The following is a 12,753-nucleotide window of genomic DNA, read 5'->3' as shown; positions in this document are numbered from 1 at the left end:
CCATGATCAGGCAGGCAGTCCTTGCTGTCGCGATATCCATGACGTCAATGCTCCTGTCCGGCCCGTTAGCGGCCGGGCAGGAAGCGATCCCTTCCGGCTACAGGGTAAAACCTTCCGACGTAGCGATCCCTGCGGATGCGAAGCTTGGCGAGTATCAACGGACCACCCGTCCGTTCGAGAACTGGACGCTGATCTGCGACGAGAACCTGAAGGCGCGCCAAAAGGTCTGCAATGTCACCCAGATCATCGAGGACCAGGCAGGACAGGTTGCGTTCAGCTGGTCGCTTGCCGCCACCAAGGAAGGCAACCCCTACATGATCTTGCGCGCCCCGCCGATCGCCAAGAGCGACGCTCCTGTCTCGCTGACGTTCGAGGGGCGCAAGGAGCCGATAAAAATTCAACTCGACGGATGCAATCAGGCCGTCTGCGTCGGCATGCTGCCGGTTGGTCCGATCATGCGCGATCAGATTTCGAAGGCCGCGGCATCCGTCATCTCCTTTCCGACCACGGATGGCAGAACGATCAACGTAACCGCGACCCTCAAGGGCTTGGCCGCGGCCGTTGCGGCGATCAATTGACGAGGCAATCGCGATGAACCAGCAATCGATCCATGACCGGATAATGGCCCGCAACCAGGGAAAGGATGCTGTCCGGGTCGGCATCGAAGACCGGAGCAGACCGCAACGAAATCGCGCGAGGACCGCGGTCTTCTCGTTGCTCGCCATTGCCGTCGTCGCCACGGCCGGCTTCGCGGCCATGCGCTACGACCTGCTCCACAATCTATTGCCGCAGCCGGCGGTCGCGGAGACCAACCAGCCCAATCCGGCCCTGGCCGAGACGCCATTTCTGCAACACGCCAAAGAGGCAGGCTTGCAGTCTTGTTCCAACATTTTCCCGGCCCTTGGGCAGATGCTGACAACCGGCACGACGTACAGCGTCCAGTCGATCTGGAACAACGAGGCCCCCGACAAACACCTCGTGGAAGCCCTGGTCGGCATGAACTACGCCACACAGGGCTACAGCGGCCCGGCGGCAGGTCTGGTGTTCGCGGCACCCACCGCATCCGTTTGCGAAGGTACGATGGTCAGGGTGGCGCCATTCGCGGCCAATTGCGCCGATGTTCCGGCCCTGCTTCCGAAAGACAGCAAGCTCGCCAACAATCTCGGACAAATCAGCGTCTATGAACTGGCCAATGGAGGGGGCAACGCGATGCTGCTGCCAACCGGCAACAGCTGCGTCGTCATTTCCGTGGCCTCGGCAGCAGGAAAACAAGGAGGCGTACAATGAGGATTAATTCCGCTATTGCGGCGGTCGGCATGCTGTTGCTTTGCGCCGGGCGGCTGGGCGCGGCGGACCTAGCCCCGGCGGCGGACGTGCCCGAGCCGCCGGCCCAGGAGGAGAGAGGCATCTGGGCGGCGATCGCCTATTCGAGCCCCGACGAGAAGCACGGCTTCTTTTGGGGCGCCGACAAGCGGCAGGAGGCGATGGACATCGCGCTGAAGCATTGCCAGAACGCCGGCGGCGGCAGCTGCGCCGTGGTCAGCGTATTCCGCAATCATCGCCATTGGGACGATGACGACAATACCGGCTTTCCCTACAAGCATTGCGGCGCCCTCGCCGTAGGCGAGAAGCCGGAAGGGCGGCTGACCAGTTGGGGCGCCGAGACGGCGCAAACACGCCGGGATGCCGAAGACCTGACACTGCAGGCGTGCGAGCGGAACGGACAAAAATGCAAGATCCGCGAGTGGGTGTGCACATGACGCATCAGAGCGAAGCAGCGGAACGCCAATCGAGGCGCATGTTTGCACTCAGCGTAGCGCCGTGCTCAAGCGGGGTCAGCCCTTTGCCGTGATGCGCATCGACGGTATGCGACACCGGCTCGAAGCAGAAGAAATCGGCATCCTGCGACGGCGAATAGAGGATGAAGACGTCGAGCAATGGCGAGGCGGTGAGCGAGATAGCGATCCTGTCCTCGGGCCGGGTGATCCTGGCGCGGCGGTCCCAGCCGTCGAAGGCGTTGTTGACCCAGCTCCGCGGCAACAGGGAGGCGTTCGAGAAATTCCACGCGGGGTAATCGGCCACCGGCGCCACGCCGACCGGCAGATGATGCTTGTCCTCCAGCCAGACCCGCGCCGCCTTCGCCTCGAGCGTCGTTCCGGCGCTGCGCGGGAACCACGGATGAAAGCCGAGCCCGTAAGGCAGGCGAATGCCGGTGCGATTCTCCACCGTGAGCGTGGCATCCAAGGCCCCGTCATGCAGCGCATAGGCGACCCGCGCCGTATATCGGTAGGGGCCGATTTCACCGGCGTCGAGGACCAGTTCTGCCTCGGTGGCGCTGTGGCTGGCAATCCGCCACTCCCTCTGGAAGCCGTCGCCATGGATTGGAAAGGCCTCCCCCGGCACGTTCGGCTCGATCGCATGGAAGCGGCCGTCGAAGGCGAAACCGCCGCCTGAGATGCGGTTCGACCAGGGAACCAGAAGCTGGCAGCCGGAGGCGCCGTTGCCATCGTCGGGGCGGAGCAGCGGCACCGTTGCGCCGCAGACCAGTGCGTCGAAGCGGGCGATCGCCGCGCCCTTTTGCGGCGCCAGGACCAGACGGGCGCTGTCGTCGCGCAGTTCCAGGAGGCCGGCCATCCCTACCAACCGCCGTCAATAGCGATATTTTGGCCGCTGATCATGTCCGAGGCGGGCTGGCTGACACTTTTCACCGCCCCCTGGACAGGCTGCCCAGAATCCCGCGCACGATCGCGCGGCCGACCGACGAGCCGACCGAACGCACGACAGCTTTGATCGCGGCTTCGGCCACCGTCTGGCGGTTGGACGGGCGCGGCGCCGGCACGCGCCGGCCACCGGATTGCTGCGGCGGCGGATCGTCATTGCCGAAGCCCGGAATGGTCCAGCGCGAGCGCCCGCTGTCGGCCTGCTGCGCCTGCTCGTCCTGCGCATCCTTGGCTTTCTTCTGCAGCATCTCGAAGGCCGATTCGCGGTCGATGGTCTGGTCGTACTGGCCGGCGACCGGGCTCTGGTCGATCAGCTTGCGGCGCTCGTCCGCCGTGATCGGGCCAAGCCTGGACGACGGCGGCCGGATCAATGTCCGCTGCACCATGGACGGCACGCCCTTGACCTCCAGCGTCGAGACCAGCGCCTCGCCGGTGCCGAGCTGGGTGATGGCGGTGGCGCAGTCGAAATCGGGATTGGGCCGGAAGGTGTCGGCGGCGGTCTTGACCGCCTGCTGCTCACGCGGCGTATAGGCGCGCAGCGCGTGCTGCACACGGTTGCCGAGCTGGGCGAGAACCTTTTCAGGGATATCCAAGGGGTTCTGCGTAACGAAATAAACGCCGACGCCCTTGGAGCGGATCAAGCGAACCACCTGTTCGACGCGGTCGATCAGCACCTTCGGCGCTTCGTCGAAAAGCAGATGCGCCTCGTCGAAGAAGAACACCAGCTTCGGCCTTTCGAGATCGCCGTCCTCGGGCAATTCCTCGAACAGCTCCGACATCAGCCAGAGCAGGAAGGTGGCGTAGAGCCTGGGGTTCATCATCAATCTGTCGGCGGCAAGCACGCTGATGGCGCCACGACCGTCGCGAGTGGTGCGCATGATGTCGGCAATGCGCAAGGCCGGTTCGCCGAAGAAATGCGCCGCACCCTGCTGTTCCAGCACCAGAAGCGTGCGCTGGATTGCGCCGACCGACGGCTTGGTGACATTGCCGTAGCGCGAACTGATCTCGTCGGCGCGCGCTGCGATGTTGGCCAGCAGTGCTTGCAGATCCTTCATGTCGAGCAGCAGCAGGCCGTCCTCATCGGCGATGCGGAAGGCGATGTTCATGATGCCTTCCTGCGCTTCGGAGAGGTTCATCACCCGCGACAAAAGCAGCGGCCCCATTTCCGAGACGGTGGCGCGGATCGGATGGCCCTGCTCGCCGAACAGGTCCCAGAAGATGACCGGGAATTCCTGGAAGTCGTAAGGGTCGAGCTTGACCTGCTCGGCCCGCTTGACCAGGAAATCCTGCGCCTTGCCCATCATGGCAATGCCGGACAGGTCGCCCTTGATATCGGCGCAGAACACAGGCACGCCGGCATTGGAAAACCCCTCGGCCAGGATCTGCAGGCTGACTGTCTTGCCGGTGCCGGTGGCGCCGGTGATCAGGCCATGGCGGTTCCCATATTGCAGCAAGAGCTGTTCGGCGCGCTGATAGCTGTCGTCGGGCTTGCGGCTGGCGCCGAGGAAAATGCTGGTGTCGTCAGCCATATGACCATGTCTCCGCAAACTGATGTGTTAAAAGCCTGTGGCCGTGCCGCAGGGTATAGTCAGGCCATTGCGCAGCGACAATGCTATTCTCCAATTGGGCTATCCATCCAGTTGGCTATTCATCCAGATTGGGCCAATCGTCTAAATTGAACCAATCCTCCAAATCGGTTTTTGGAACTTGCGGATTTTGCCGCTGTTTGGCAATCGTTCCATGGTTCGTCCACGCAGCTGCCCTATGTCAGGGAAGCGAATCCCAACCGCGCAAGCGCATTGCATTGCGATATCTGGCAGGGAACCGTAGACTGGACGGCTGACGCTGGTGCGGCCGCATAAAAACGAGGAACATGGATGGGCGCCGGAGCCTTGACCAGGAGCATCGAACCCGCTGACGTCGAGCGCCAGCGTTGGCTGGCCTTGGCCGAAAAGGCGCTCGCCGGCGCCTCCTTCGAGGAAAAACTGGTCTCGCATACCGACGATCAGATTCGCATCGAACCGCTCTACGATCGCGCCGCCGGCGCCGAGCCGCTTGTGCGCGCCAACCCCAAATTGCCCTGGATCGTCAGCCAGCGCGTTGACGATCCCGATATCGGCCGCGCCAAGGCGCAGGCCCTGGACGATGTGGCACAAGGCGCGACGGGATTGTCGCTTGTCTTCGAGGGTGCTCCGAATGCGTTCGGCTATGGCCTGCCAAGGACGGCGCAGGCGCTGGAAACGGTGCTGGATGGCGTACCGCTCAACCGCAGGCAGATCCGCATCGACGCCCATCCCTGGAGCCGTGCCGTCGCCGACTGGCTGGTGGCGTTCCTGAGCAAGCGCCGCTCCGACCCGGCAAAGCTGAACCTCTCCTTCGGCATCGACCCGGCGGCAATCTTTGCCGGAACCGGCCGGCTGCGCATGTCGATCGAGGCGTTGCAGGCATCGATGCCGCAATCGCTGGCGCATTTCTTCTCGCTGGGCGTGCCGGGTGTGCTGCTGGAGGCCGACGGGCGGGTGTTCCACAATGCCGGCGCCACGGAAGCGCAGGAACTCGGCACCATGCTCGCTTCCGCCGTGTCATACCTCAGGATGTTCGAGGATGCGCGCCAGCCGCTTGTCTATGCCGCTCCCCATATCGGCTTTGCGCTGAGCGTCGACCAGGACCAGTTCCTGTCGATGGCCAAGGTCCGGGCCTTGCGCAGGCTGTGGGCGCGCATCCAGGAAACCTGTTCCATCCCGGCATCGACAGCCAACATCCATGCCGAGACGTCGTTCCGCATGATGACGGCGGCGGATCCCGAAACCAACATCCTGCGCACCACCATCGCTAGCTTTGCAGCGGCAGCAGGCGGCGCGGACTCGATCTCCATCCTGCCACACACCATCGCCCTCGGGCTGCCGGCCGGCTTTGCCCGCCGCATCGCCCGCAATGCGCAGTTGATCATGGCCAATGAAAGCCATATCGACCATGTCGCCGACCCAGCATTTGGGTCGGGCGCAGTCGAGGCGCTGACCCTGGGCCTGTGCGAAGCGGCGTGGGAAGAGTTCCAGCGGATCGAAGCGGAAGGCGGCGTTCTGGCAAGCCTGCAGCAAGGGCATATCCAGAAGCGCGTCAAGGCAGCATCCGAGCGCCGCGCCGAGGCCTACCGGTCGGGTGAACGGGCAATCATCGGCACCACGCTTTACCCGCTGAAAAACGATGCCCCGGTCGAGACGCTGGCGGCTGAGCGGCGGCCGCCTTTCACAGAGGGCGTGGCGGTGTGCGAGGCGCTGTTTCCGGTCCGCATCGACCAGGCAATCGGAGCCGCACAGTGATCCCGGATTTCAGCCACATTGGCTGGTCGGCGCCACGGCGCGCGCCGGTCGAGGTCAAGGGCCAGCGGCTGACGCCGGAAGGTATTGCCGTCAAGCATCTCTACAGCCAGGGCGATCTCAAGGGGCTGCCGCATCTCGACACCTATCCGGGAATGCCGCCCTTCGTGCGCGGTCCCTACCCGACCATGTATGTCCAGCAGCCGTGGACGATCCGGCAATATGCCGGCTTCTCGACGGCCGAGGAATCCAACGCCTTCTACCGGCGCAATCTCGCCGCCGGCCAAAAGGGCCTTTCGGTCGCTTTCGATCTGCCCACCCATCGCGGCTATGACAGCGACCATCCGCGCGTTGCCGGCGATGTCGGCATGGCGGGCGTGGCCATCGATTCCATCCTCGACATGCGGCAATTGTTCGACGGCATTCCGCTGGGCGAGATGACGGTGTCGATGACCATGAACGGCGCGGTGCTGCCGATCATGGCGCTCTATATCGTCGCGGCCGAAGAACAGGGCGTTGCTCAGAAGGATCTCGCCGGCACCATTCAGAACGACATTCTGAAGGAGTTCATGGTCCGCAACACCTACATCTATCCGCCGAAGCCCTCGATGCGGATCGTGTCTGACATCTTCTCCTATACCTCCCAGCACATGCCGAAGTTCAATTCGATCTCGATCTCCGGCTATCACATGCAGGAGGCCGGCGCGACCGCGGACCTGGAGCTCGCCTACACCATCGCCGACGGCATCGAATATGCCCGCGCCGGCGTCGCCGCCGGGCTCGACATCGACCGTTTCGCCCCGCGGCTTTCCTTCTTCTGGGCGATCGGCATGAACTTCTTCATGGAGATCGCCAAGCTCCGCGCGGCGCGCCTGTTGTGGGCGACCCTGATGCAGAAGAATTTTGCACCGAACGACGAACGCTCGCTGTCGCTGCGCACCCATTGCCAGACCTCCGGCTGGTCGCTGACGGCGCAGGACCCCTACAACAACATCACCCGCACCATGATCGAGGCGATGGCGGCGACGCAGGGACATACCCAGTCGCTGCACACCAACTCGTTCGACGAGGCGATGGCGCTGCCGACCGACCACTCGGCCCGCATCGCCCGCAACACGCAGCTGATCCTGCAAAAGGAATCCGGCACCACCCGCATCATCGATCCGTGGGGCGGCTCGGCCTATATTGAACGGCTGACGCATGATCTGGCGGCGCGTGCGCTCGCCCACATCGAAGAGGTCGAGGCGCTTGGCGGCATGGCGGCGGCAACCGAACAGGGCATTCCAAAACTGCGCATCGAGGAAGCGGCGGCGCGCACGCAGGCGCGTATCGATTCCGGCGAGCAGATACTGGTTGGCGTAAACGCGCATCGCCCCGAGAACGAAATCGACGTCGACGTGCTGAAGATCGACAATGCCGAGGTCAAGGCCCGGCAATTGTCGAAGCTGCAGAACCTGAAAGGCACGCGCAATGTCGGCGCGGTCGAGAGCGCGCTCGATGCGCTGACCCGCGCTGCGCAGGGTAACGAAAACCTGCTGGAATTTGCCATCCGCGCCGCGCGCGCCAATGCCACGGTCGGCGAGATCTCGCTGGCGCTCGAAAAGGTCTTTGGCCGTCACGTCGCCTCGGTGCAAACGATCTCCGGCGTTTATCGCAATGCGCTTGGCGACAATCTGACGGTCGACCGATTGCTGGAGAAGCTCGAAGCTTTCGAGAAGAAGTCCGGCGGCAAGCCGCGCATCCTGGTCGCAAAGATGGGACAGGACGGCCACGACCGTGGCCAGAAGGTGATCGCCACGGCCTTCGCCGATCTCGGCTTCGACGTGACGGTCGGCGCGATGTTCCAGACACCCGACGAGATCGCCAGGCTGGCGGTGGCGCAGGACGTCCATGTCATCGGCGCCTCATCGCTGGCGGCGGGGCACCTGACGCTGATCCCCGAACTACGCGACGCGCTGAAGAAGCTCGGCCGCAGCGACATGCTGATCGTCGCCGGCGGCGTCATCCCGCCGCAGGATTACGGCGCAGTGCTGGAAGCGGGTGCCGCGGAAATCTTCCCGCCAGGGACGGTTATCCCGGAGGCTGCGGATCGGTTGCTGGACCGGCTGCTGGCGGGCTGATTGAAACAGTTGCACTGCTTATCAAAGTTGCGTTGCAATATCGGGCGCAACCTATGGTATAGCTATGAACACCATCATTCACGGACTTGAGGACGGATCGGGCGTTGTAATCCTGCCGCGGGAAACGCTCGACAGCTTGGGCCTGCAGGTGGGCGATGAACTCCAGATCATCGAAACCGACGACGGCATCATCCTAAGGCCGGTGCCGTGTGACGACGTCGAACGGCAAATGCGTGCTGCTCGCGATGTCATGGACAAGTATGAGCCCGCGTTGCGAAAGCTGGCTGTGCAAATAGGGTGAGCTGGCGTCAGGCGTCCGACAGCTTGACGATTTCCCATTCCTTGCCGTTGACGCTTGCGACGTCGCCGACCTTCTTGCCGAACAGCGCCACGGCCATTGGCGAGACGTGTGAGATGCTGCCCTTTGAGGGGTCGGCCTCGTCCTCGCCGACGATCTTCCAGTGCACTTTCTTGCCGTCATCGCTTTCCAGCGTGACACCCATGCCGAAGCGCACCTGGTCGCTGCCCGGTTCCGGCACGGAAAGCTCGGCGCTTTCGCGGCGCGCTGTCCAGTAGCGCAGGTCGCGCGAGACGACGGCAATGCGCTCGCGATCGGCTTTTCGCTCGGCTTTCGCCAAGATGTCGCGCAGATCGGCCAGATTGTCCTCGATCATCGCCAGGCCGCGCTCCGTCACCAGATTGCGGTGTTGGCTGATCGGCCGCTCGCCGATGCCGGCAATGGCGTTTTCGCTGTCTTCCTCGCGGGTAAAAGCCCTGCTCATCGGATAAACTTAGGCCCGCTTCGGCGACTGTACAAGCCACTTGCCGGACCCGGTCATTGGCCGGACTATCGCCGAGCGGAGACCTATGCGGCTGGCCCAATTCCTGCGAAGAACCATTTCATCGCAGGGATCTGTGCCGATGTTGAACAGACGAACGCTTCTCAAGGGGACTGTCGGCTTTGCGGTGCTCGGCGTTTCGCTGGACAACGCCTTGGCGAAGACGGCAGCGCTTGGCTCGATCAACGCCGCCGAGGTCGGCGTGGAGCCGGACGCACCGGACGACCAGAGCAAGGCCTTTGCCAGGATGCTAGCCGAGGCAAGCCAGCGCAATGCGCCGGTGTTCCTGCCGCCGGGCACCTATGTCGTGTCCAACCTGACCCTGCCCGCCGGCGTCAGGCTTTCGGGCGTGCCGGGCGCCTCGCGCATCCTCTATGGCGGCAATGGCCATTTGCTGACGGCCGAACAGGCCGAGCATATAGAGTTCACCGCATTGGTCTTCGACGGCGCCAACGGCGGGTTGGCCGACGATGCGCAAGGCCTGCTCGACCTGCGCCGCGTCGCCCATCTCGTCATCGACAATTGCACGATCACCGGCAGCGGCAAGCATGGGCTGGCGCTGGAGCATGCGTCGGGCCGCGTCGAGCGCTCCGAGATTTCGGGGGCTGCGGACGCCGGCATCTACTCCGTCGAGGCCGCTGGCCTGGCGATATCCGACAACACCGTATCTGACTGTGGCAATGGCGGCATTCTTGTGCATCGCTGGCAGCAGGCCGAGGACGGCACGATCGTCAGCGGCAACCGCGTGCAGCGGATCGGCGCGCGCAGCGGCGGCACCGGGCAGAACGGCAATGGCATCAACGCATTCCGTGCCGGCAATGTCTCCGTCACCGGCAACATCGTCTCTGACTGCGCCTTCTCGGCGATCCGCGCCAACAGTTCCAGCAATCTGCAGATGACCGGCAACACCTGCTCGCGGTCGGGCGAAACGGCGCTCTATTCCGAATTCTCCTTCGAAGGCGCCATCATCGGCAACAACATCGTCGATGGTGCCGCTAACGGCATCTCGATCGTCAATTTCAACGACGGCGGCCGTATGGGTGTCTGCTCGAACAACATCGTGCGCAACCTCTCGACCACCGGCCCCTACCCCGCCGACGCGCCGGGCTTCGGCGTCGGTATCAGCGTCGAGGCCGACACCACCGTCTCGGGCAATGTCATCGAGAACGCGCCGCTCTACGGCATGCAGATCGGCTGGGGCGCTTATATGCGCAATGTTGTGGCGACGGGAAACATCATCCGTCAGGCCGGAACCGGCATCGCCGTTACTGTGGTAGAAGGCGCTGGAAACGCCATCATTTCCGACAACGTCATCGACGGCGCCAAGAACGGCGCCATCATCGGCCAGCGCTGGGCCGAACCGGCGACCGGCGACCTCGCGCGGTCAAGCGTAAGCGGCTATGCGCATCTGACGGTCGAGCGAAACAGGGTCAGCTGAGCGCCGTCGTCGGCCGCAGCGAGCCGACCTTGGCGCCGATGCGGCTTTCGATCGGCGGATTGGCCCGCTCCAGAAGGTTCGCCGCCAGTGCGCCGTCGGCGCTGAGAAGTTTTGCCAGCACAGTGGCAATCATCACCTCGGCGGCGCGGCCGGCGCCGTCATCACATTTTAGCGCGATGCCGAGGCCAAGCTCCGGAACGGCAGCGCAATAGACACCCTCGGCGCCCGTCTTGACGAATATGCGGCCGGGCGCGGCCTGCATCAGCGCCACATCCACTTTGCCGGTGCCGGCGACCAGGAAAGGCTCGGCCATACAGGCAGACAGCAGGCGTTTGGCCGCCTTGGCGCGCTCAGGGCCAAAGCTCCTGCCCGTCGCCATGCGGGCAAAGCCAAGGGCAAAACTTTTCAGCGGCACGGCATAGGTGGGGATCGAGCAGCCATCAGTTGCCCGGTGATCCGCATCGTGGGCAGCGCCGGTCACCGCCTGCATGGCGTCGCGCACCATCTCCTGCAAACCATGGCCTGCCTTGACGTAGCCTTGGTGGGCAATCCCTGAGTGCACGCAGGTGCAGAGAAATCCGGAATGCTTGCCCGAGCAATTGTTGTGCAGTGCGTTCGGCGAGACGCCTGTGCGGGCCAGTGCGATCGTCGCGTCGTGGCTCGACGGCCAATGCGCGCCGCATTCCAGCGCCGACTTGTCGAGCCCGGCCTTGGCCAGCATCGCCTGCGCCAGTTCGACATGCGCGGGTTCGCCCGAATGTGAAGCGCAGGCCAGCGCCAGTTCGCGGTCGCCGAAGCCATAGGCATCGGCGGCACCCGTTTCGACCAGCGGCAGCGCCTGGATGGCCTTGACCGCCGAGCGCGGAAACACCGGCCGCGCCGTATCGCCGATCTCCAGGACAGGCTTGCCGTCACCGTCAAAGATTGCGACAGCGCCGCGATGGGCGCTCTCGACGATCGCGCCGCGCAAGACTTCGACCAGAACCGGATTTGTCATCACCACCCCGAAAAATACGGGCCGCTTCTACCTGATCCGGTCGAGGATGGAAACGTAGTTGGCGACGGCAGCGCCACCCATGTTGAAGATGCCGCCAAGCTTTGCGTCCGGCACCTGGATGCCGCCTGCCTCGCCGGTCAACTGCATGGCAGTCAGCACATGCATCGACACACCGGTGGCGCCGATCGGATGGCCCTTGGCCTTCAGCCCGCCCGAAGGATTGACCGGCAGCCTGCCGTCTTTTGCCGTCGTGCCGTCCAGCCCCAGCCTGGCGCCCTCGCCCGGCTTGGCTAGGCCCATCGCCTCATATTCGATGAGTTCGGCAATAGTGAAGCAGTCATGCGTCTCGACGAAGGAGAGGTCGTCGAGCGTCACGCCGGCCTTCTTCAAAGCCTGGTTCCAGGCCTGCTCGCAGCCTTCGAAAGACAGGATGTCGCGCTTCGACATCGGCAGGAAATCCTGGACATGCTCGTTGGCGCGGAAGGCGACGGCGCGGCGCATCTTCAACGCCGTCGAGGTGTCGGTCAGCACAAGGGCGGCAGCACCGTCGGAGACCAGCGAACAGTCCGTGCGCTTCAGCGGACCGGCCACGAACGGGTTTTTCTCGCTTTCCTGGCGGCAGAACTCGTAGCCGAAATCCTTGCGCATCTGCGCGTACGGATTGTCGACGCCGTTCTTGTGGTTCTTGGCCGCGATCATCGCCAGCGCGTCCGACTGGTCGCCATAACGCTGGAAATAGGCCTGCGCGATTTTGCCGAAGACGCCGGCGAAACCAGCCGGCGTGTCGCCCTCCTCCGGCAGATAGGAAGCCTTGAGCAGGTTCTTGCCGATCTCGGGGCCGGGTGTCGTCGTCATCTGCTCGGCACCGACCACCAGCACGATGCGGGCGGCATTGGCATCGATGGCGCGGATGCCTTGGCGGACCGCTGCCGAACCCGTGGCGCAGGCGTTCTCGACCCGCGTCGCCGGCTTGAAGCGCAGCCGGTCATCGGCCTGCAGCACCAGGCTGGCGGTAAAATCCTGAGGGGAGAAGCCGGCGTTGAAATGGCCGAGCACGATCTCGTCGACCTCGTCCGGGCCAATGCCGGCATGGTCGAGCGCGTCGACCGCGACCTTGGTGATCAGGCCTTCCAGCGTCTCGCCTTCCAGCTTGCCGAAGCGCGAATGCGCCCAGCCAACGATGCATGCGGTCATGGCGGTCTCCATCCTTGGCGCCAGCCTAACATGTGGGCAAACGGCGCACTTCGCCTTTATTGTTCAAATATAAACAATCCCGCCCGCATCGAAAAGGGCCGCAAGCCGACAATCGCTTGGTGCAGGTT

Annotated in this window: 12 protein-coding genes; 7 read left to right on the top strand and 5 right to left on the bottom strand. The window is 64.0% G+C overall.

From position 1 onward, the window contains the following. Nucleotides 1-2 precede the first annotated feature (2 nt). Genes NKJ80_RS03930 through NKJ80_RS03920 form a run of 3 tightly spaced genes read left to right on the top strand, consistent with a single transcriptional unit; the run spans nucleotide 3 to nucleotide 1,760 of the window. Nucleotides 3-578, top strand: a complete 576-nt coding sequence (locus NKJ80_RS03930) for an invasion associated locus B family protein (protein ID WP_352497111.1) — start codon at nucleotides 3-5, stop codon at nucleotides 576-578. Between the two features lie 13 nt (nucleotides 579-591). Next, a complete protein-coding gene (locus tag NKJ80_RS03925) occupies nucleotides 592-1,287 on the top strand; it encodes a hypothetical protein (RefSeq protein ID WP_023735546.1) in 696 nt (231 codons plus the stop codon). Further along, a complete protein-coding gene (locus NKJ80_RS03920; RefSeq protein WP_352497110.1) occupies nucleotides 1,284-1,760 on the top strand; it encodes a DUF4189 domain-containing protein in 477 nt (158 codons plus the stop codon). The genes NKJ80_RS03925 and NKJ80_RS03920 overlap by 4 nt, the downstream gene beginning before the upstream one ends. 4 nt (nucleotides 1,761-1,764) lie before the next feature. Here the strand turns inward: NKJ80_RS03920 and NKJ80_RS03915 are convergent, their stop codons facing one another. Both NKJ80_RS03915 and NKJ80_RS03910 read right to left on the bottom strand, forming a co-directional pair. Then, a complete protein-coding gene (locus NKJ80_RS03915; RefSeq protein WP_352497109.1) occupies nucleotides 1,765-2,634 on the bottom strand; it encodes an aldose 1-epimerase in 870 nt (289 codons plus the stop codon). 70 nt (nucleotides 2,635-2,704) lie between these two features. Further along, a complete protein-coding gene (locus tag NKJ80_RS03910; RefSeq protein WP_352497108.1) occupies nucleotides 2,705-4,249 on the bottom strand; it encodes a helicase HerA-like C-terminal domain-containing protein in 1,545 nt (514 codons plus the stop codon). A gap of 348 nt (nucleotides 4,250-4,597) precedes the next feature. Between NKJ80_RS03910 and NKJ80_RS03905 the strand changes: the two genes are divergently transcribed. The 3 genes from NKJ80_RS03905 (at nucleotide 4,598) to NKJ80_RS03895 (ending at nucleotide 8,458) form a co-directional block, all read left to right on the top strand. Next, complete coding sequence (locus NKJ80_RS03905) at nucleotides 4,598-6,040, top strand: methylmalonyl-CoA mutase subunit beta (RefSeq protein WP_352497107.1); 1,443 nt, start codon at nucleotides 4,598-4,600, stop codon at nucleotides 6,038-6,040. Beyond that, a complete protein-coding gene (gene scpA, locus NKJ80_RS03900; RefSeq protein ID WP_352497106.1) occupies nucleotides 6,037-8,157 on the top strand; it encodes a methylmalonyl-CoA mutase in 2,121 nt (706 codons plus the stop codon). Before NKJ80_RS03905 ends, scpA begins: the two co-directional genes overlap by 4 nt. A 64-nt stretch (nucleotides 8,158-8,221) precedes the next feature. After that, complete coding sequence (locus tag NKJ80_RS03895; protein ID WP_023670750.1) at nucleotides 8,222-8,458, top strand: AbrB/MazE/SpoVT family DNA-binding domain-containing protein; 237 nt, start codon at nucleotides 8,222-8,224, stop codon at nucleotides 8,456-8,458. A gap of 7 nt (nucleotides 8,459-8,465) precedes the next feature. On the opposite strand, the gene greA is transcribed toward NKJ80_RS03895, so the two are convergent. After that, complete coding sequence (gene greA, locus NKJ80_RS03890) at nucleotides 8,466-8,939, bottom strand: transcription elongation factor GreA (protein ID WP_023670749.1); 474 nt, start codon at nucleotides 8,937-8,939, stop codon at nucleotides 8,466-8,468. A gap of 139 nt (nucleotides 8,940-9,078) precedes the next feature. On the opposite strand from greA, the gene NKJ80_RS03885 reads away from it, so the two are divergent. After that, a complete protein-coding gene (locus NKJ80_RS03885; RefSeq protein ID WP_352497105.1) occupies nucleotides 9,079-10,434 on the top strand; it encodes a TIGR03808 family TAT-translocated repetitive protein in 1,356 nt (451 codons plus the stop codon). Here the strand turns inward: NKJ80_RS03885 and NKJ80_RS03880 are convergent. Then, on the bottom strand, nucleotides 10,427-11,431 hold the full coding sequence (locus NKJ80_RS03880; RefSeq protein ID WP_352497104.1) for an asparaginase: 1,005 nt from the start codon (nucleotides 11,429-11,431) through the stop codon (nucleotides 10,427-10,429). The genes NKJ80_RS03885 and NKJ80_RS03880 overlap by 8 nt on opposite strands. Before the next feature lie 27 nt (nucleotides 11,432-11,458). Further along, on the bottom strand, nucleotides 11,459-12,625 hold the full coding sequence (locus NKJ80_RS03875) for an acetyl-CoA acetyltransferase (protein WP_023816478.1): 1,167 nt from the start codon (nucleotides 12,623-12,625) through the stop codon (nucleotides 11,459-11,461). Nucleotides 12,626-12,753 lie beyond the last annotated feature (128 nt).

Origin of the sequence: Mesorhizobium sp. M0030 (genome assembly GCF_040323695.1) — a bacterium.
Taxonomy (GTDB): Bacteria; Pseudomonadota; Alphaproteobacteria; order Rhizobiales; family Rhizobiaceae; genus Mesorhizobium.
Note: the sequence above shows the minus strand (reverse complement) of the source record. Positions and strands in the feature narration are given on the sequence as shown.